Annotated in this window: 17 protein-coding genes; 7 read left to right on the forward strand and 10 right to left on the reverse strand. The window is 65.0% G+C overall.

From position 1 onward, the window contains the following. Positions 1-150: 150 nt before the first annotated feature. The 8 genes from ACVIYL_RS40170 to ACVIYL_RS40205 all read right to left on the reverse strand — a co-directional run bounded on the left by ACVIYL_RS40170 (position 151) and on the right by ACVIYL_RS40205 (position 9,976). Positions 151-1,440, reverse strand: coding sequence for an IS4 family transposase (locus tag ACVIYL_RS40170; protein ID WP_225642830.1), 1,290 nt, complete (start codon positions 1,438-1,440; stop codon positions 151-153). A 247-nt stretch (positions 1,441-1,687) separates the two neighbouring features. Beyond that, positions 1,688-3,211 (reverse strand): UxaA family hydrolase, encoded by a 1,524-nt coding sequence (locus ACVIYL_RS40175; protein WP_456781184.1) that lies wholly within the window; start codon positions 3,209-3,211, stop codon positions 1,688-1,690. A 231-nt stretch (positions 3,212-3,442) separates the two neighbouring features. Then, positions 3,443-4,219 carry an HpcH/HpaI aldolase family protein gene (locus tag ACVIYL_RS40180; RefSeq protein WP_018270573.1) on the reverse strand — a complete coding sequence of 259 codons (777 nt, stop codon included), beginning with the start codon at positions 4,217-4,219 and terminating at the stop codon, positions 3,443-3,445. Positions 4,220-4,260: 41 nt separating this feature from the next. Continuing rightward, positions 4,261-5,346 carry a malate/lactate/ureidoglycolate dehydrogenase gene (locus ACVIYL_RS40185; RefSeq protein ID WP_456781185.1) on the reverse strand — a complete coding sequence of 362 codons (1,086 nt, stop codon included), beginning with the start codon at positions 5,344-5,346 and terminating at the stop codon, positions 4,261-4,263. Between the two features lie 36 nt (positions 5,347-5,382). After that, positions 5,383-6,111, reverse strand: a complete 729-nt coding sequence (locus ACVIYL_RS40190; RefSeq protein WP_057015754.1) for an ABC transporter ATP-binding protein — start codon at positions 6,109-6,111, stop codon at positions 5,383-5,385. Beyond that, the gene (locus ACVIYL_RS40195; protein ID WP_253609601.1) at positions 6,111-7,883 is read right to left on the reverse strand and encodes a branched-chain amino acid ABC transporter ATP-binding protein/permease; all 1,773 of its coding nucleotides are present in this window, start codon (positions 7,881-7,883) and stop codon (positions 6,111-6,113) included. The genes ACVIYL_RS40190 and ACVIYL_RS40195 overlap by 1 nt, the downstream gene beginning before the upstream one ends. After that, positions 7,880-8,755 (reverse strand): branched-chain amino acid ABC transporter permease, encoded by an 876-nt coding sequence (locus ACVIYL_RS40200; protein ID WP_016841141.1) that lies wholly within the window; start codon positions 8,753-8,755, stop codon positions 7,880-7,882. Before ACVIYL_RS40200 ends, ACVIYL_RS40195 begins: the two co-directional genes overlap by 4 nt. A 75-nt stretch (positions 8,756-8,830) precedes the next feature. Next, positions 8,831-9,976, reverse strand: coding sequence for an ABC transporter substrate-binding protein (locus ACVIYL_RS40205; RefSeq protein ID WP_092083322.1), 1,146 nt, complete (start codon positions 9,974-9,976; stop codon positions 8,831-8,833). Between the two features lie 289 nt (positions 9,977-10,265). Here ACVIYL_RS40205 and ACVIYL_RS40210 point away from each other — a divergent pair, with 289 nt between their 5' ends. Beyond that, entirely contained in the window at positions 10,266-11,261 is a 996-nt protein-coding gene (locus tag ACVIYL_RS40210; protein ID WP_092083321.1) for a GntR family transcriptional regulator, read from the forward strand. Positions 11,262-11,286: 25 nt separating this feature from the next. On the opposite strand, the gene hpaR is transcribed toward ACVIYL_RS40210, so the two are convergent. Beyond that, entirely contained in the window at positions 11,287-11,814 is a 528-nt protein-coding gene (hpaR, locus tag ACVIYL_RS40215) for a homoprotocatechuate degradation operon regulator HpaR (RefSeq protein ID WP_456781186.1), read from the reverse strand. Positions 11,815-11,924: 110 nt separating this feature from the next. Between hpaR and hpaH the strand changes: the two genes are divergently transcribed. The 6 genes from hpaH (at position 11,925) to ACVIYL_RS40245 (ending at position 18,370) form a co-directional block, all read left to right on the forward strand. Then, entirely contained in the window at positions 11,925-12,731 is an 807-nt protein-coding gene (hpaH, locus tag ACVIYL_RS40220) for a 2-oxo-hept-4-ene-1,7-dioate hydratase (protein WP_141339477.1), read from the forward strand. A 21-nt stretch (positions 12,732-12,752) separates the two neighbouring features. After that, on the forward strand, positions 12,753-13,151 hold the full coding sequence (locus ACVIYL_RS40225; RefSeq protein WP_076832987.1) for a 5-carboxymethyl-2-hydroxymuconate Delta-isomerase: 399 nt from the start codon (positions 12,753-12,755) through the stop codon (positions 13,149-13,151). Next, entirely contained in the window at positions 13,144-14,688 is a 1,545-nt protein-coding gene (gene hpaE / locus ACVIYL_RS40230) for a 5-carboxymethyl-2-hydroxymuconate semialdehyde dehydrogenase (RefSeq protein ID WP_456781187.1), read from the forward strand. The genes ACVIYL_RS40225 and hpaE overlap by 8 nt, the downstream gene beginning before the upstream one ends. Before the next feature lie 107 nt (positions 14,689-14,795). Then, on the forward strand, positions 14,796-15,779 hold the full coding sequence (hpaD, locus tag ACVIYL_RS40235; protein WP_253609604.1) for a 3,4-dihydroxyphenylacetate 2,3-dioxygenase: 984 nt from the start codon (positions 14,796-14,798) through the stop codon (positions 15,777-15,779). A 64-nt stretch (positions 15,780-15,843) separates the two neighbouring features. Beyond that, on the forward strand, positions 15,844-16,716 hold the full coding sequence (locus ACVIYL_RS40240; RefSeq protein ID WP_310882592.1) for a fumarylacetoacetate hydrolase family protein: 873 nt from the start codon (positions 15,844-15,846) through the stop codon (positions 16,714-16,716). 25 nt (positions 16,717-16,741) lie between these two features. Further along, complete coding sequence (locus tag ACVIYL_RS40245) at positions 16,742-18,370, forward strand: thiamine pyrophosphate-dependent enzyme (RefSeq protein ID WP_456781188.1); 1,629 nt, start codon at positions 16,742-16,744, stop codon at positions 18,368-18,370. Positions 18,371-18,460: 90 nt separating this feature from the next. Here the strand turns inward: ACVIYL_RS40245 and ACVIYL_RS40250 are convergent, their stop codons facing one another. After that, the gene (locus ACVIYL_RS40250; RefSeq protein WP_456781189.1) at positions 18,461-19,675 is read right to left on the reverse strand and encodes an MFS transporter; all 1,215 of its coding nucleotides are present in this window, start codon (positions 19,673-19,675) and stop codon (positions 18,461-18,463) included. Positions 19,676-19,696: the final 21 nt, after the last annotated feature.

Below are 19,696 nucleotides of genomic sequence, written 5' to 3' on the forward strand. Positions count from 1 at the left end.
AGCGTAGTCCGGGAAGCTTCATTCGCCAACGTACTTCCTTGTCGTCCCTGCGAAAGCAGGGACCCAGACCGCGTGGTCCTAATGATGAAAGACGATGGCAGACGCCTCGCACATCACTACGGCCGGTGGTTATGGGTCCCAGCTTTCGCACTAGGGCATGCACACATTTCTGAGGCTCCATCCGAGAGCGACGGCGCGGAAGTAATCGAGACCGTTTTTGAAGGTGATGGGGCCTGGTGGCTTGGAGGACGGATAGCCGTCCCATCCTCCAATGCGGCCGATAATCCAGGCCGCCCAGGCAAGACGATCGGACGGATGCGGGTTCTTCAGTCGTCTGTTCCTGGCTTCAAGCTGCTGATTGAGGGCGGTCAACGCATCGATCTCGCTGGGATTGAAGGCAACGTGAAGCGACTGCTGGCTCCCGTTGCGCGCTTGCAGGAGCTGGATGGTGATGATCGCGGCCTTGGCAGCGATGGCAACCAATTTGAGAAGCCGGCCGGCGGTGCCGATCTGGCTATCCTCGAGCTTGAAGCCCTGCGTCTTGAGGACGCGGAAGAACTGCTCGATGATCCAGCGCTGCTTGTACCAGGCGACGATGCGCCAGGCATCGTCTGAACTGGTGACCTCGTGAGAGGTGAGAAGACGCCAGTGCAACGGCTCGACGTTGGGATCGGCATTGATCTCGCGGACGTCAACGATGGCCAGATGCAGGCTTTTCGGCAAATGGCGCAGGAACTTGCTTTGCGGCCGGGCCAGCTCGATTGCGCCGAAGCGAAGTTCGAGGTCCATCGGACGTGCAGGCCGCCCCGCACGCGCAGGCAACTCGATGATGCGACGCTCTACCGCCGTCATGGCGTCGATCGCCGCATACAAACCCGTCGTGTCGGCCAGCTTGCGATCATGCATGCTGCGGGCGATCACGCGGTAGTCTTGCTCGGCTGCGCTGGCATAAAGAGCAAAGATGTCGCTCTCGCGGTCACCAAGCAGGGTCACCATTGCAGCACCGGTAAGCAGCGGCTTGGCCGCAAGGGCGGTGGCAATCCAGCGCTGCGATTCCTTGTCCGACAGGTCGCGGCTGTCATGCGAGACGCTCCGAGGGCCTTCACGCGTCCACACCTCGCCGCTCAAAAGTCCCAGGCAGGTGCCATTGTCCGCATCCACCGCCAGCATCGGGTGCAGCAGCACGCCGTGGTGATTGCCCTTGCCGATCTCCCCGAGCCCGCGCCGGCGTTGCGGCGTGGTGTTGAAGTGGATCTCGCTGGTGTCCTGGATCGCCAAAACATGGCGGCCTGTAACCGCCGCAGCCGTGCTTTCGCTCCAGCTTTCGATGATGCGCTCCTTCGTCACCTTGGAGTTACCGAGAAAGCGGTTGAACCGCACCTCCAGCGCGCGGTCTCCCTTGGAAAGCCGCCGAAGGCATACATCCTTGCCCGCGACCATGCGTCCGATGAGCGCCGCCCCCCTTTATCGAGACGACCATCCTCGAACCGGCCCAACGTCCAGTCAATCCGCGACAACATGCTGGCACCTCCGCCCAAGCCGAAGTGCCGTAATAGAAGTCACCGAGACCCCCGATTCTGGAATCCCCAATCTCTGACCCGAGTCAATCCGTCGCACCAGATGTGTGCATCCCCTAGAGCTTTCGCAGGGACGACGGCGGAGTGAAAGGCTAGATCGTGGCTCTAAACTACATCGTCGCGCCCAGCACCCACGGCGCGAATTCAGCGCCGCCGAAGTCAAAGCTCTCGCTCTTGGTCGGCTGGCCCGAGGCGGTCTTGAGGATGAGGTCGAAGATGCGCTGGCCGCATTCCTGCACGCTCTCCTCGCCGTCGAGGATGGTGCCGCAATTGACGTCCATGTCGTCTTCCATCCGCTTGTACATCGGCGTGTTGGTGGCGAGCTTGATCGACGGCGCCGGCTTGCAGCCGAACACGCTGCCGCGGCCGGTGGTGAAGCAGACGAGGTTGGCGCCGCCCGCGACCTGCCCGGTCGCGGCGACCGGGTCGTAGCCGGGCGTGTCCATGAACACAAAGCCCTTCTTGGTGACGGGCTCGGCGTAGTTGAGGACGTCGACGAGGTTGGTGCTGCCGGCCTTGGCCATCGCGCCCAGCGACTTCTCGAGGATGGTGGTGAGACCGCCGGCCTTGTTGCCCGGGCTCGGATTGGCGTTCATTTCGGCGCCCTCACGCTGGGTGTACTCCTCCCACCAGCGCATCAGGCCGACCAGCTTCTCGCCGACCTCGCGGCTGACGGCGCGGCGAGTCAGCAGATGCTCCGCGCCATAGGTCTCGGGCGTCTCCGAGAGGATCACGGTGCCGCCGTGACGGACCAGCAGATCGCTCGCCGCGCCGAGCGCCGGATTGGCGGATACGCCGGAGTAACCATCCGAGCCGCCGCATTGCAGCGCCACGGTGAGCTCGCTCGCCGGCACCGCCTCGCGCTTGACCTTGTTGGCATCGGCGAGCGCCTCCTTGACGAAGGCAACGCCGGCTTCCACTGTCTTGCGGGTGCCGCCGACCTCCTGGATGTCCATCGCGCGCAGGCGACCGGCGAGCTTCTGCTCCTGCATCAGGCCGCCGATCTGGTTCACCTCGCAGCCGAGGCCGAGCACAATGACGTTGGAGAAATTGACGTGGCGCGCATAGCCGCCGAGCGTGCGGCGGAGCAGCGCCAAGGGCTCGTCCTGGGTCATGCCGCAGCCGGTCTTGTGGGTCAGCGCGACGACGCCGTCGACATTCGGGTAATCGGCGAGCGGATTGTCGCCGGTGAACGGATTCTTCTTGAACATGTCGGCCACGATGCCGGCGACATGGGCGCTGCAATTCACCGAGGTGAGGATGCCGATATAGTTGCGGGTCGCGACGCGGCCGTCGGCGCGGCGGATGCCTTCGAATGTCGCCGGCAGATCGAAGTTCGGCACCGGCTTGACGTCGGCGCCATAGGCATAATCCTTGGCGAAATCGCCCATGCCGCAGTTCTGCGTATGCACATGCTGGCCGGGCGCGATCGCCTGGGTCGCAAAGCCAATGATCTGGCCGTAGCGCCGGATCGGCTCGCCTGGCGCGATCGGCTTGATCGCGACCTTGTGGCCCGCTGGAATGCGATCGACCGTGGTGACGCCCTCGGTCACCTCAAGCCCCGGCGGCAGGCTCGCGCGCGCGATCAGGACGCTGTCGTCGGCGTGCAGGCGGATCACTTGTGCCGAGGCCATGGGAGTTCTCCTTGGTGTCTTCTTCACCTCTCCCCGTCCTTTACGGGGAGAGGTCGGATCGCGTCAGCGATCCGGGTGAGGGGCGAGGCACGATGTCACTTACAACGATGGTGCTCGCCGGATAGAGGCCCCTCACCCCAACCCTCTCCCCGCATCCGCCTTCGCCCGAAGCCGGGCTTCGGCGGACAAGAGAGCGGGGCGAGGGAGCAGAGCTAAAATCGCGGACAGAACTTACGCCTTGCCGCCGGACTTCTCGCGGGTCGCGTTGACCTGCATCTTGGCGTAGACCTGCATCAGGCCGACCTCGTTCGACAGCGTCACGAGCTTGAAGCCCATGTTGATCGCGCGCACCGCGCCCTCGGCGCCCGAGCAGTGGATGCCCGGATTGAGGCCGCGCTTGCCGCATTCCTTGATGATCTTCTCGTAGATCTTGAGGATCTCCGGCTCATCGCGATCGAGCTTCGGCACCAGACCGTAGGAGAAGCCGAGATCGGACGGGCCGATATAGACGCCGTCGATGCCTTCGACATCGAGGATCGCTTCCATGTTCTCGACCGCGGTCTTGGTCTCCATCATCGGCAGCAGCACGATCTCGTCGTTGGCGGTCTGCTGATAGGTGCCGGCCGAGCCGTACATGCCGGCGCGGATCGGGCCGTTGGAGCGCACGCCCTTCGGCGGATATTTGGCGTAGGAGACGAGGTTCTTGGCTTCCTGCGGTGTGTTGACCATCGGGCAGATCACGCCGTAGGCGCCGCCGTCCAGCACCTTGCCGATGATGCCGGGCTCATTCCAGGGCACGCGGACCATCGGCGTCACCGGATGGGCATGCATCGACTGGAAGCACTGCACCATCGATTGATAATCCTGCACACCGTGCTGCATGTCGACGGTGACGCTGTCGAAGCCGCATTGCGCGATCACTTCGGCGGAGAATCCCGAGGGGATCGCGAGCCACGCGTTCACCACCGCCTTGCCCGATGCCCAGACTTGCTTGACCTTGTTTGCCATTGATCGCGTTTCCCTTTGCGGTTTATTGGGGGGACGAGCTTTCAGCTGGTCGCCCGCTGGATAGAAACTTCGCTGACGCCGACTTCGCGCGCGGTATTCACTATCGCCGCCCAGGTGTCGTCAGGCAAGGGGATGCCGTTCCTGGTGCGATCGGCACGGGTTTTCCGCTCGGGATCGCCCGGAATCAGCACGGACTCCGTGCCCGCGATCGGCTTGGTGGCGCGGATGAAATCGGTGTAGCGGGTGATTTCGTCGTCGAAGAAATTGCTGGTGTCGATCACCTTGGGGTCGATGTAGAACGCCATCATGCCGTTGGCGAAGCGCCGGTCCGACGACGTCGCGCCGGTGCCGGTCAGCGCGCCGCCGAGCAGTTCGCAGATGAAGGCGAGACCCGAGCCCTTGTGATCGCCGAAGGCGCGGATCGCGCCAGTTCCCTTGGTGTGGTCGCGCGGTCCGTCCGGCGTGTACGGACCATACAGCACATGCGGATCCTCGCTCAGCGTGCCGTCGGCATCGACGAGCGCGCCGATCGGCAGCTTCTTGCCGCCGCGGCTTGCCACCAGGCACTTGCCCTCGGCGACAACCGAGGTCGCAAAATCGAGCACGATCGGATCCTGGCCCTGACGCGGAATGCCGACGCAATACGGCGCCGTGGACAGGCGCTTCTCGACGCCGCCGTAAGGCGCAACCAGCAGCGAGCCGGCCGCGGTCACGAAATGAATTGAAACAAGGCCTTCGGCTGCGGCCATCTCGGCCCAGTCGCCGACGCGGCCGAGATGACCGGAGTTGCGCAGCGCGACCGCGGCGAGCCCCGCCTTCTTGCACTTCTCGATACCGAGCTTGACCGCAACCGGCGTGACGGTCTGGCCATAGCCGAACTTGCCGTCGACCACCGCGAGCGACGGCGTGTCGACCACCACCTCGGGAGTCTGGTTCGGCACGATCGAGCCCATCTTCTTCCACCTGACATAGACGGGCACACGGATCACCCCGTGGCTGTCATGCCCGGTGAGGTTCGCTGTCGTCAGATAGGTCGCGATGCGCTTCGCCTCTTCCGGAGAGGACTCCGAATGGGAAAACACCTCGGAGACGAAGTTGATGAGGTTATCGACCTTGATGGTGACCATGAAAAACCAGCTCGCTCAGTAAAGCAGGGGACGTTGTCAGGCGTGGGTCTTGGCGTGGCCGCCGAGATAGGCCGCGGCGATGGCTTCATTGCCCCACAATTCGTCGGGCTTGCCGCCCAGCACGATCCGCCCCGTTTCCAGGACGAAGCCGTGATCGGCGACCGAGAGTCCCATGCGCGCATTTTGCTCGACGAGCAAGACCGTGGTGTCCTTCCTGATCTGCGAAATGATGCGGAACACCGCCTGCACGATGACCGGCGCCAGCCCGAGCGACGGTTCGTCGAGCAGCAGCAGCCGAGGCTTGGCCATCAGGCCGCGCGCCACAGCGACCATCTGCAGCTGGCCGCCGGACAGCGTCCAGCCGAGCGCGTTGGAGAAGGCGCGGATGTCCGGGAACAGGTCGAACATCGCGTCGGCCTCGCGCGAGATCTGCGACGCCGGCACCTTCCGGTTCGACGCGCCGAGCATGATGTTCTCTTTCACGGTGAGGCCCGGAAACACGCGGCGGCCTTCCGGCACGTGCGAGATGCCGAGCCGGACGATCGCTTCGGGCCCGAGGCCCGCGATCGAGTGGCCGTCGAACATGATATCGCCGGAGGCGGGCTTGGCGAGGCCTGAGATAGCGCGCAGCGTGGTCGACTTGCCGGCGCCGTTGGCGCCGAGCAGCGTGACCACCTGGCCCTGCTCCACGGCGATGGTGACGCCGCGCAGCGCCTCGATCTCGCCGTAGCGGACCACGAGATTGCGGATTTCGAGCAGCGGCATCATTCGCTCCCGAGATAGGCGGAGACGACGTCGGGATGGCGCAGCACCGCCATGGACTCGCCGTCCGCGATGCGGCGTCCGAAGTTCAGCACGGTGATGTGCTGGGCGGCTTCCGACACCAGCGTCATGTCGTGATCGATGATCAAGATGGTGAGGCCCTGGGCTGCGATGCGCTTGAGCAGCTCGTGCAGCTCCAGCTTCTCGGTCGAGTTGAGACCGGCCGCCGGCTCGTCGAGCAGCAGCAGCGTCGGGTTCGACGCCAGCGCCCGCGCGATCTCGATCAGGCGCTGGTGGCCGTAGGAGAAGCTCGAGATCAATTCGTTGGCGCGGTTGCCGAGGCCGACGAAGGTCAGCGCCTCCATCGCGCGCTCGGTCAGCGCGTCCTCGCCCTTCCCGATCATGGTGTTGCCGGGACGCTCGGCGCCGATCTCGACATTCTCCAGCGCGGTCATCGAACGGAACAGGCGGATGTTCTGGAAGGTGCGTCCGAGGCCGGCCGCCGTGCGCTGATGCGGCGCCATATTGGTGATGTCGGTGCCGTCGAGCACGATCCTGCCCGCGGTCGCCTTGTAGAGACCGGACAGCACGTTCAGCGTCGTAGTCTTGCCGGAGCCGTTGGGCCCGATCAGCGCATGCACGCTGCCGCGCTTCACCGCGATATCGACGCCGTCGACCGCCTTGAGGCCGCCGAAATGCTTCGAGAGCCCGGTCACTTCGAGCACGATGTCGCCGCCTGACGTCGCCGGCTTGAGCTGCAAGGCCGCCGCGGCCGGCGGCGCCTTGGTGTGCGCACGCCAACGCGTGAACGCGTCCGACACAAAACCCCAGATACCGTCGGGCATGAAGCGGATGATCAGGATCACGAACAGGCCGTAGATCGCCAGATAAAGTCCCGGCACGCTCTTCAGGAAGCGCAGCCATTCCGGGATCAGGATCAAGAGGCCCGTGCCGATCACCGAGCCGATCGGCGAGGCCACGCCGCCGAGCAGCGACATGGTCAGGAACACGATCGATTCCGCGAACGAGAACTGGTCCGGGCTGACATAGGCGAAGCCGCCGGCGAACAGGCCACCGGCCAGACCGCCGAGCAACGCGCAGAGGCCGAACGCGTAGATCTTGGTGCGGAATACGTCGATGCCGTTGACGCCTGCCGCAAGCTCGTTGTCGCGCACCGCGCGCATGGCGCGGCCAAGCTTGGTGTCCGGTAGATGCCAGACCAGGTAACCGACGATCGCGAGCATCGCGACGCAGAAGGCCAGATAGCTCTGCGAGGACTGGAACAGCTCCGGCCGGCGAATGTTGGCGACGCCGTCCGGCCCGTGGGTCACGCCGATGGCATTGATCATCACCAGCGTCACGATCTGCTGGAACGAGATCGTCACCATCGCAAGGTAGTGCCCCCCCAATCTGAGCGTCGACATGCCGAGGAACGCGCCGGCGATCAGCGTGATCGCGCAGGCGCCAACCAGGCAGAGCCAGAAGTTCAGGTGCAGGTCCGCGGTGCCGAGCCCGACCACATAGGCGCCGAAGCCGAAGAACGCGGCCTGCGCCAGGTTGATCTGGCCGCACAGGCCGAGCACGACCGACAGCCCGAACACCGCGATCGAGAAGGTCGTGGCCTGCAGCAGGATGTTGAGGATGTACCCGTCGAACCGCATGCCGGCGGCGAGCGCCACCAGCACCGCGGCGCCGATGAAATACGGCAGATGACGGATGATCAGCGGCTTCGAGCGCACGGCCGGCGCGGGGATCATGTTGTCGCTGACGCTCATGCTTTCTCCGCGACACGTTCGCCGAAGATGCCCTGCGGCCGGAACACCAGGAAAGCGATCAGCACCAGGAAGGCAAAGCCGTCCTTGTACGGCACCGAAATATAGGCGGCGCCGAACGTCTCGATGACACCGAGCGCGAGGCCACCGACGATGGCGCCGGCAACGTCACCGAAGCCGCCGATGATGGTCGCGGCAAACGCCTTCAGCGCAATCGTCGAGCCCATCTGGATCGAGACGAACAGCACCGGCGCCACCAGGATGCCGGCGAGACCGCCGAGCACGGCCGAATAGATGAAGGTGATCATGATCATGGTGGAAACGGAAATGCCGAGCAGCGAGGCCATTTCCTTATCCTGCGAGGTCGCCTGCAACTTCTTGCCGAGCAGCGTCTTCTCGAAGAACCAAAAATTGAACAGCACCAGGAGGATCGTGACGCCGATGATCAGAAGATACTGGCTGTCGAGATAGACCGGGCCGAGCTGAATGCCGGGCGTATCGAACCAGCCCTGCAGCACCTGCGGCTGCGGGCCGTAGATCGCAAGCACCGAGTTCGACAGCAGGATCGAGGCGCCGATGGTGGCGATGATCACGGGCAGATAGGTGCGATTGCGCAGCGGATAATAGACGCCGAGATTGAAGATGACGCCGAACAACGCCATGCCGGCGAGCGCGATCAGGAACGACAGCCAGTAAGGCCAGCCGAGATCGACCGAGAACACCACCATCAGATAGGCGGCGACCATCGAGAACTCGCCTTGCGCGAAGTTCACCACGTTGGTGGCACGGAAGATCAGCACGAAACCGAGCGCGACCAGCGCGTAGACCGCGCCGATGCCGATGCCGGTAAAGAGCAGTTGGAGGACGAGATCCATGACGAGCGCTCGATCTGAGAATTGTGTCGCGGGCGAACGGCCTCTCCGAGGTGGCCCGGAGAGGCCGAACCGCTATCAATCGTTGAAGTCGATATGCTTGTCGTAGACGATCTTGCCCTTGTCGTTCTTCACGACATTGTAGCCGTGCAGACCGTCGCCGTTCTTGTCGAAATTGTACTCGCCCTCGGCGCCGGCGAACTTCTGCGTCGCGAGGATGGCGTCGCGGATCTTGTTCGGATCGGTCGAGCCGGCCTTGTTGATTGCCGCCGACAGGATGGTGATCGCATCATAGGGCCAAGCGCTCTGGTTGTCGGGCGCGGTCTTGTAGGCATCGCGATAGGCCTTGCCGAACGCCTTCGCCGCATCGCTTGAATCCTCGGCGAAGTCGGCGACGCCGTAGGTGTTGAACAGCGCGGGGCCGGCGAGCTTGGTCGAGGAGACCGCCACCACCGAGGGCGAGCCGACCCAGGGAATGTTGACGCCGAGCTGGCGCAGCTGCCGGGCAAAGATGCCGAGATCGTTCTCGAAGGTGAAGTAGGTGCCGAGCACGTCAGCGCCGGACTGCTTCACGGCCAGTACGACCGGGGTGAAGTCCTGACTCTGATTGGCATAGCCCTGGTCGAGCACCGGCGGCGCGCCGAGCTTGGTCAGCGCTTCCGAGAGCGCCTTGCCGCCCGCGGTGCCGAAGGCGTCGGTCGAATGCACGATCGCCCATTTCTTCTTGCCGAGCGTATTGACGCCGAAGTCGGCGATCACGCGGCCGGAATAATTGTCGTTCGGACGGAAGCGGAACAGCCAGGGATTGCCGGAATGGGTGAGGTCGGGATTGGTGCCGCCGATCATCACCGGCTTGCCGACCTTGATCACGTCGGGCGCCATCGCCTGCACCTGGGTCGAGCGGATCGAGCCGAGGAAGGCGACGATGTCGGATTGCGCGGCGAGCTTGGAGAATGCCAGCACGATGCCCGGATTGGTGGTCTGATCGTCCTCGATGACGAGTTCGACCTGCTTGCCGAGCACGCCGCCGGCCTTGTTGACCGCGGCCAGCGCCAGCTTGGCGCCGTTCTGGGCCCACAGCCCCTGCTCCGCCGCGGGTCCGGTCACCGGCACGCACATGCCGATCTTGATCGTCGCACCCTGCGCCCAAGCGCTGCGCATCAGCGCGGGTGCAGCGAGACCTGCCGCCAAGCTGGCGGAAAACTCACGTCTCGTCAGTTTCATTCCATCCTCCCTGTGATGCGCCGAACTTGCTGTCGGCTGCGTTGAGACGAGCTGACGCGTCGATCTGTTGGCCCGTCCGCAGCCATCAAACGGCGCGACGAGCAAACGTGAGCACCGCTGCAGCGCGCAAGCCGTGCAACGGCGACCATCAATCTGGCGTTTGACCCAGCTAAACATGATTGCACATTGCACGCAATAGTCAAAAGTTCGCTGGCAGAGGTGCGTAAATGCCTGCTACGAGCGACCATGACGCGATCACGTGATAGTGTGGCCAGCGGGCAGCCATTCCATGTCGATTCCACGAGCGAAATCGCAAACCAGACGAAAACAGCCGGCCTACGCGCTGATCAAGAGCGCATTGGCAAAGCACATTCGCGCTGGTGACGTGCCACCTGGCACGGTTCTTTCCGAATCGGCGATCGCGACCTTGTTCGGCTCCAGCCGCTCTCCGGTGCGGCAGGCTTTCGAACAGCTCGAGCATATCGGCCTGGTGCGGCGGTTCGACGGTCGCGGCGTCATCGCCGGCAAGCGCAAGGTCGACCCTCGGCGCGTCCCGATCACACCGGAAATGTTTGGGCTGACCGACGGCCCCGTCGATGCCGTGCGCAGCGACGCCTGGGATACGCTCTACTACAAGCTCGAACGTGAGATCATTTACCGGTCGCTGTTCGGACGCTTCCGCGTCAGCGAGCTCGCATTGGCGCGGCATTTCCGGGTGGGGCGCACGGTGGCGCGCAACCTGCTGCTGCGCGCGCAGGCGATCGGCATCCTCGAGAAGGGCGCCAAGGCGCACTGGTACGTGGTGCCGTTGGACGAGGACCGCCTCCGCGACATCTTCGAGGTGCGCGCAACGCTCGAGCCGCTGCTCCTCAAATCCGCGACGGCGACAATTCCTGCCGCCCTGCTCGACCGCATGGCGGAGCGGCTGCGCGAGGGGATCCAGCACCGCGACCGCGTCGGCGTCGGCGAACTCGATGAGATCGAAGGCGACCTCCATATCCGCTGCCTGGGTTACGGCGCCAATCGCGAGATGATCGAAGCCCTCAAGCGCACCCACTGCGCTTTCGTGATCGGCAAGCACATTCAGGTCGCCCTGACCGCGCCGCAGATCGATTCCTTCATGGACGAGCATCTGGTGATCATCGAGGCCTTGCGCACGCGTGACGGCGACGCGGCGGCAGCCATCTTGCGCCGCCATATCGAATGGTCCCACTCGAAGGTCGCGGGCTGGATTGCCGAATTCCGCGCCATCAACGTGATTTCGCGCGTGCCCTACATGGCCTGAGCGCGAATGCCGCGCATGATCGAAGCTACTCGTCAGCCTCGACCTCGGCGTCATCGGACGAGCCCATTCCGGCCAGGCTCGCTTCGAGCGCGCCCAGCATCTCCTGCAATTCGGCAAGCTTGCGCGCCCCGAAGCGCCGGGTGATCTCGGCATAGATCGTCTCCGACGTCGGCGCCACCGCCTCGATCAGCTTCAACCCCTTGGCGGAGATCGAAACCACCGCGCGCCGCGCGTCGTTCTCCGCTGCCTTGCGCTCGATCAACGCGCGGCCCTCGAGATCGCGAAGGATTCGCGACAGACTCGGGCCGAGCAGAAACGCCATGCGGGCGAGTTCGGTGACCTCGATCTCGTCGACCGCGGTGAGCGCGCGCAGGATCCGCCATTGCTGCTCGGTCAGCCCGTGATTGCGCAGCGACGGACGGAATTGCCGCATCACCGCCTCGCGGGCGCGAAGCAGCGACATCGGCAGCGAGCGCGAGAACTCGCGCATCGGGGTCCGTCGCGCCGCCACGTCCTCGCCCTGCCCAATGTCGTTCGAATTTTTGCGCGCCATTACCTAATCCTGCGCAACGAAATTTTGCGGTGCAACATGCCTTGATTCAGTTTGCGGGAATTCACTTAACATGTTAATCATCTCCCGACATCCACTTTTGTGTAGCACGCATGGCCCTCTCCAAGGACGATATCCGCGCTGCCGCCGAACGGCTCGACGGCGCGGAAAAGACCCGCAAGCAAATCCGCCAGCTCTCGCTGGAATACCCCCGCATCACCCTCGAAGACGCCTACGCGATTCAGAAGGCCTGGGTCGAGATGAAGGTGGCGCAGGGCCGCGTCGTCAAGGGCCACAAGATCGGCCTGACCTCGAAAGCGATGCAGAGCGCGCTCAATATCGACGAGCCCGATTCCGGAATCCTGCTCGACGACATGTTCTTCGCCGATGGCGGCCTGGTCCCGACCGACCGCTTCATCGCCACCCGCGTCGAGGCCGAGCTTGCCTTCGTGATGAAGCATCGCCTGACCGGGCCGAACTGCACACTGTTCGATGTGCTGAACGCGACCGATTTCGTGGTACCGGCGCTGGAGATCCTGGATACCAGGGTCGAGCGCGTCGATCCCGAGACCAAGGCGACCCGCAAGATCTTCGACACCATCGCCGACAACGCCGCCAATGCCGGCATCGTGCTCGGCGGCCGGCCGATCCGCCCGCTGGACGCCGACCTGCGCTGGATCGGCGCGCTGTGCTTCCGAAATGGCCAGCTCGAGGAAACCGGTCTGGCCGCCGGCGTGTTGAATCATCCGGCGACCGCGGTGGCGTGGCTCGCCAACAAGATCGCGCCGAACGGGCTGGCGTTGGAAGCCGGCCAGGTCGTGCTGGCGGGCTCCTTCATCCGTCCGATCGAGACCCGCAAGGGCGACACCATCCAGGCCGACTACGGACCGTATGGTTCCGTAAGCTGCTACTTCGCCTGACGCCTTCAGCAGGAGCGCTGCATGCCGCATTTCACGCTTGAATACTCCGCCAATCTCGACGATCTGGTCGACATGGGCGCGACGGTCGAACTGGTCCGCAAGGCCGCGGTCGAGACCGGCATCTTCCCGCTCGGCGGCATCCGCGTCCGTGCCGTCAGATGCGAGCACTACGCGATCGCCGACGGCCGCAAGAATTACGGTTTCCTCGACATGGTGCTGCGGCTCGGCGAAGGCCGCGATCTCGCCACCCGCAAGAAGGCCGGCGAGTACATCTTCAAGGCGCTATCGGCTCATCTCGATCCGGTCTTCGCCAACAGCAAATTCGCGTTGTCGTTCGACATGCAGATCAACGACAAGGAAACCAGCTGGAAACGCAACAACATCCACGACGCACTGAAGGTGGAGACGGTCAATGGATAAAGCGACAGCGAAATCGCCAGCCGACGTGTTCCAGGCCAACCGCGATCGCGCCGGCCCGCTGCTTGCAAGCTTGAAAGCCGAAGGCATCGGCCATGTGATCGACGGCAAGATCGTGCCGGCGGCCTCCGGCCAGACCTTCGAGACGAGATCGCCGATTGACGGCACGGTCCTGGCGACGGTCGCACGCGGCAATGCCGAGGATATCGACCGTGCCGCAACCGCGGCGTCCAAGGCCTTCAAGGCCTGGCGCGACATGCCGGCGGCGCAGCGCCGCAAGCTGCTGCATCGCGTCGCCGATGCGATCGAGGCGCGCGCCGACGACATCGCCGTGCTCGAATGCATCGACACCGGCCAGGCGCACCGCTTCATGGCCAAGGCCGCGATCCGCGCCGCGGAGAATTTCCGCTTCTTCGCCGACAAATGCGGCGAGGCCCGCGACGGTCTCAACACGCCTTCGGACGAGCACTGGAACATCTCGACCCGCGTGCCGATCGGCCCGGTCGGCGTGATCACGCCGTGGAATACGCCGTTCATGCTCTCGACCTGGAAGATCGCGCCGGCGCTCGCGGCCGGCTGCACCGTGGTGCACAAGCCGGCGGAATGGTCGCCCGTCACCGCCGATCTGCTGGTCAAACTCGCAAAACAGGCCGGCATCCCCGACGGCGTGCTCAACACCGTGCATGGTTTCGGCGAAGAGGCCGGCAAGGCGCTGACCGAGCACCCCGCCATCAAGGCGATCGGCTTCGTCGGCGAGAGCGCGACGGGCTCAGCGATCATGGCGCAGGGGGCGCCGACCTTGAAGCGGGTGCATTTCGAGCTCGGCGGCAAGAACCCGGTGATCGTATTCGACGACGCCGATCTCGATCGCGCGCTCGATGCCGTCGTGTTCATGATCTACTCGCTCAATGGCGAGCGCTGCACGTCGTCGAGCCGGCTGCTGGTTCAGGAGAGCGTCGCCGGCAAGTTCATCGAGAAGCTGACCCAACGCGTAAAGGCGCTCAAGGTTGGCCACCCCCTCGATCCCGCCACCGAGATCGGGCCGCTGATCCATGAGCGGCATCTCGCCAAGGTGTGCAGCTATTTCGACGTCGCCAAGAACGACGGCGCCACGATCGCGGTCGGCGGCAAGCCGCATGACGGTCCCGGCGGCGGCCACTATGTGCAGCCGACGCTGGTAACCGGCGCGAACGCCAAGATGCGGGTCGCGCAGGAGGAGGTGTTCGGCCCGTTCCTGACCGTGATCCCGTTCAAGGACGAGCGAGAGGCGATCGAGATCGCCAACGGCGTGGAGTACGGCCTGACCGGCTATGTCTGGACCGGAGACATGGGCCGCGCGCTGCGCGTGGCGGATGCGCTGGAAGCCGGCATGATCTGGCTCAATTCGGAGAACGTCCGCCATCTGCCGACCCCGTTCGGCGGCATGAAGTCGTCAGGCATCGGCCGCGACGGCGGCGACTACTCGTTCGACTTCTACATGGAAACCAAGCACGTCTCGCTCGCGCGCGGGACGCACAAGATTCAGAAACTGGGAATTTAGCCAGCCGTCGTTCCGGGGCGATGCGCAGCATCGAACCCGGAGCCTCGAGATTCCGGGTTCTCGCTTCGCGAGCCCCGGAATGACAATAAAATTGAGGGGAAACACCGATGCCCGTTCCGACACACGTTTTCGATCCGCCGTTCAACATCATCCGCTGCAGCCATGCCGTGCTCGACGTCACGGATCTCGACAAGAGCGCCGCCTTCTACGAGAAGACGGTCGGCCTCCACATCGAGAACCGCGACGACAAGTCGGTGTATCTGCGCGCCAGCGAGGAGCACCAGCATCACTCGGTGGTGCTGCGCAAGGCGCCGAAGGCGGCCTGCAACCGGCTTGGCTTCAAGGTCGGCAACGACGGCGACCTCGACAAGGCGGCCGCCTTCTTCTCCGAGAACGGCATCGCCTACGCTTTCGTCGACCAGCCGTTCCAGGGCCGCACCCTGCAATTCACCGATCCGTTCGGCTTCCAGATCGAGCTTTACGCCACGATGGAGAAGCGCCCGCATCTCTTGCGGCGCTACGATCTCTACAAGGGCTGCCATCCGCAGCGGCTCGACCATTTCAACGTGTTCGCCGCCGAAGTGCAGGACACCGTCGATTTCTACGCCCGGCTCGGCTTCCGCCTCACCGAATATGCCGAGGAGGACGGCGACAACGGCCGCATCGCAGCCGCCTGGATGCACCGCAAGGGCAACGTCCACGACTTCGCGATCACCAACGGCCGCGGCCCGCGCCTGCACCACATCGCTTATTGGGTACCGACCGCGATGAACATCGTGCATCTCTGCGACGTGATGGCCTCCTCCGGCTACCTCAAGAACATCGAGCGCGGCCCTGGCCGGCACGGCATCTCCAACGCCTTCTTCCTGTACATCCGCGATCCCGACGGCCACCGCATCGAGCTCTACACCAGCGATTATTTCACCGGCGATCACGACCATGAGCCGCTGCGCTGGTCGCTGCGCGATCCGCGCCGCCAGACGCTGTGGGGCGCGCCGGCGCCGCGCTCCTGGTTCGAGGAAGGCTCGACCTTCGCCGGCCAGGCGGTGCGCGAGCCGCGCTTCGTCGCCGACGTGCTGGTCGCGGACTAGTGCGCGCCTTCCTCCTCACGTCGTCCCTGCTTTCGCAGGGACGACACCAATTATGGGACTACTAATGCCCTCTCCTCGCCTCGCCACCTATTCCTTCAACGGCGCCACCAGCTATGGCGTCGTCACCGACACCGGCATCGTCGACCTCTCGTCGCGCTTCGCCAAGGACTATCCGACGCTGCGCGAGGCGATCGCCGCCGGCGCGCTGAGCAGGCTCGTGGAGGATGCCGCCAGGCGCGCGCCCGACCATGCGCTCGACGCAGTCGCGTGGCAACCGCCGATCCCGGCGCCGGAAAAGATCATCTGCATCGGCGTCAACTACCCGGACCGCAATGCCGAATACAAGGACGGCTCGGACGCGCCGAAATACCCGAGCATGTTCCTGCGGGTGCCGCGCTCCTTCGTCGGCCACAACACGCCGGTGGTGCGGCCGCGCATCTCGCCGCAGCTCGACTATGAGGGCGAGCTGGTGCTGGTGATCGGCAAGGCCGGCCGGCACATTGCGGAGAGCGCCGCGCTCGATCACATCGCCGCGATCACGCTCTGCAACGAAGGCACCATCCGCGACTGGGTGCGGCACGCCAAGTTCAACGTCACCCAGGGCAAGAACTTCGATTCCACCGGCAGCCTCGGCCCGTGGATCGTGCCCTACACCGGTGAAGAGCAGATCGCCGATATCCGCCTGACCACGCGGGTGAACGGCGAGACCCGCCAGGACGACCGCACCTCGCGCTTGATCTTCGGCTTCCGCTACCTCATCAACTACATCTCGACCTTCACGACGCTGGTTCCCGGCGACATCATCGTCACGGGCACCCCGACCGGTGCAGGTGCGCGGTTCGATCCGCCGCGCTATCTGAAGCCCGGCGATGTCGTCGAGGTCGAGGCCGAAGGCGTCGGCATCCTGCGCAACAGCGTCGTCGACGAAGCCACCTAACCTCACCAGCAAAGTGGACAGTGCCATGACCTCAACATCCGGCGGCGAAGCGATCGTCAACGGCCTCGTCGCCCACGGCGTCGACACCGTGTTCGGCCTGCCCGGCGCGCAGATCTATGGCCTGTTCGATGCCTTCCACCAGGCCCAGCTCAAGGTGATCGGCGCCCGGCATGAGCAGGCCTGCGGCTACATGGCGTTCGGCTATGCGCGCTCCAGCGGCAAGCCCGGCGTGTTCAGCGTGGTGCCCGGCCCGGGCGTGCTCAACGCCTCGGCGGGGCTGCTCACCGCATTCGGCTGCAACGAGCCGGTGCTGTGCCTGACCGGTCAGGTGCCGACGCAGTTCCTCGGCAAGGGCCGCGGCCATCTGCACGAGATGCCGGACCAGCTCGCGACGCTGCGCACCTTCGTGAAATGGGCCGACCGGATCGAATACCCTGATAACGCCCCCGCGCTGGTGTCGCGCGCGTTCCAGGAGATGCTGTCGGGCCGGCGCGGCCCGGCCTCGCTGGAGATGCCGTGGGACGTGTTCACCCAGCGCACCCAGGTCGCAGCCGTCAAGCCGTTCGATCCGTTGCCGGCGCCGCAGCCCGATGCGGACCGCATCAAGGCCGCCGCCGACCTGATCGCCGGCAGCAAGGCGCCGATGATCTTCGTCGGCAGCGGCGCCATCGAGGCGCGCGAGGAGATCCTCGAATTGGCCGAGATGATCGACGCGCCTGTCGTCGCCTTCCGCAGCGGCCGCGGCATCGTCTCCAACGCGCATGAACTCGGGCTCACCATGGCTTCGGCCTACAAGCTCTGGCCGAAGACCGACCTGATGATCGGCATCGGCACGCGCCTCGAGCTGCCGACGATGTCGCGCTGGCCCTACCAGCCCGCCGGACTGAAATGCGTGCGCATCGACATCGATCCGGTCGAGCTGCGGCGCTGGCCGGCCGATGCCGGCGTGATCGCGGACGCCAAGGCCGGCACCGCCGATCTCGCCGCCGCTGTGCGCAAGGTGGGCTACCGCAGGACCTCCGGCCGCCGCGCCGCGATCCGCGAGGCGACGGCCGCGACCGAGCAGGAGATCCAGCGCATCCAGCCGCAGATGGCCTATCTGAAGATCCTGCGCGAGGTGCTGCCGGCGAGCGCCATCGTCACCGACGAGCTGTCGCAGGTCGGTTTCGCCTCCTGGTACGGCTTTCCGATCTACGAGCCGCGGACCTTCGTCACCTCGGGCTATCAGGGCACGCTCGGCTCGGGTTTCCCGACCGCGCTCGGCGCCAAGGTCGCCAATCCGGACAAGCCGGTGGTCGCGATCACTGGCGACGGCGGCTTCATGTTCGGCGTGCAGGAGCTTGCCACCGCCGTGCAGTTCAAGATCGGCGTGGTGACGCTGGTGTTCAACAACAACGCCTATGGCAATGTCCGCCGCGACCAGCGCGAGCGCTTCGACGGCCGCGTCGTCGCCTCCGACCTGGTGAATCCGGATTTCGTGAAGCTTGCAGAATCCTTCGGTGTCGGCGCCGCGCGGGTCACCTCGCCGGATCACTTCCGCCCCGTGCTGGAGAAGGCGCTGGCCGACGGCGGGCCTTACGTGATCTCGGTGGAAGTGCCGACGGATTCGGAAGTCTCGCCCTGGGCATTCATCCATCCGGCGCGGAATAACTAAGCCAAACGCTCGTCATTCCGGGGCGATGCGCAGCATCGAACCCGGACTCTCGAGATTCCGGGTTCGTTTCGCGCCACGGGAATGACGACGCTAAGCGCTCTTCACCCCGCGTTGCAGCCGTGACGCGGCGATCACGAGCAGGCCGGCGCCGGCGACCGACCAGCAGGCGACCGGCGCCCATTGCACCAGCGGCGCATAGTCCGGCATCTTCTGCAGGCCACCCGCGACGGCCGCCATCCGCGCAAAGGTCGCAAGCGCCAGCGCCGAGAACACGAGGCCGGTGACCTTGCCTTCCGCGCCGGTCTCCCCGATCGCGAGCGCCGCGGACACCGCGCTCATCAGCATGCAGCCCCAAGCGGCCCCCGCCATGAATTGCGCCACGATCAGGACGTTGAGACTGCCGGCGATCTCGGCGGCGATGATCGCAAAGGCACCGAGCAGTCCCGCCGCGCCCATCACGATCAGGCCGCCGCGATGCTTGACGACGATGCTTGCCGGAAACATCGCGATGTTGAAGCCGATCCAGAATACCGGCATCAGCCATTGCAGCTCGTCCGCCTTGGCAAAGCGCAAATAGAACGGCGCGCTGTTGATGTTGAAGTGCAGCTGGTAGCCGAGCGACAGCAGCACCATCGATCCGATCAGGAACATCGGCACCGCCCCGAGCCGCTTCGCCGGGGGCGCCGGCCGCGCCGGCTGCGCCTCCGCCGCGATGCGGCGCTCGACGCCTGAGAAGGCGAGCGCGGTCAGCAGCAGCACCGCGCCTGACAGCACGAACGGCAGCCGTGCATCCTGGTTGCGCAGCACGACGCCAAGATAGGGCGAGACCGCGCCCGCGATGCCATAACCCAGCATCGCCAGCGCCGCGAGGAACGGCACCGAGGGTTGCGCGCGATACTTGCCGAGCAGCGTCAGCGGCGGCGCCCGCAAGGCCGACGACGTCACGGCCCAGATCACGATCAGCACGATCAGCCAGACCCTCGCGCCCGGCCCGGTGCCGGCGACGTAAGGCAATGCGACGAAGGCGGCGCAGGAGATCGCGGCAAGGATACCGACAAACAAGCCAAGGCGGCCGACCAGACTCGAAATCCTGTCGGCGGCCATGCCCATCGCCGTGTCGGTGACGGTGAAGATGCCCTGATCCATCATCAGGATCAGGATCACGGTCGACGGTGCGATGCCGACATCGGCGCATAGCTTCGGCAGATAGATCAGATAGGTGGTCCAGCCCAGCGTGAACACGAGCTGCAGCACGGCGAGATAGACGCCGGTGCGGTTGACGGCGCGGTCGGCCTTGGTGGTCATCCGCCAAGTCTAGACCACCCG

The sequence above is a fragment of the Bradyrhizobium sp. USDA 3315 genome (genome assembly GCF_054056795.1).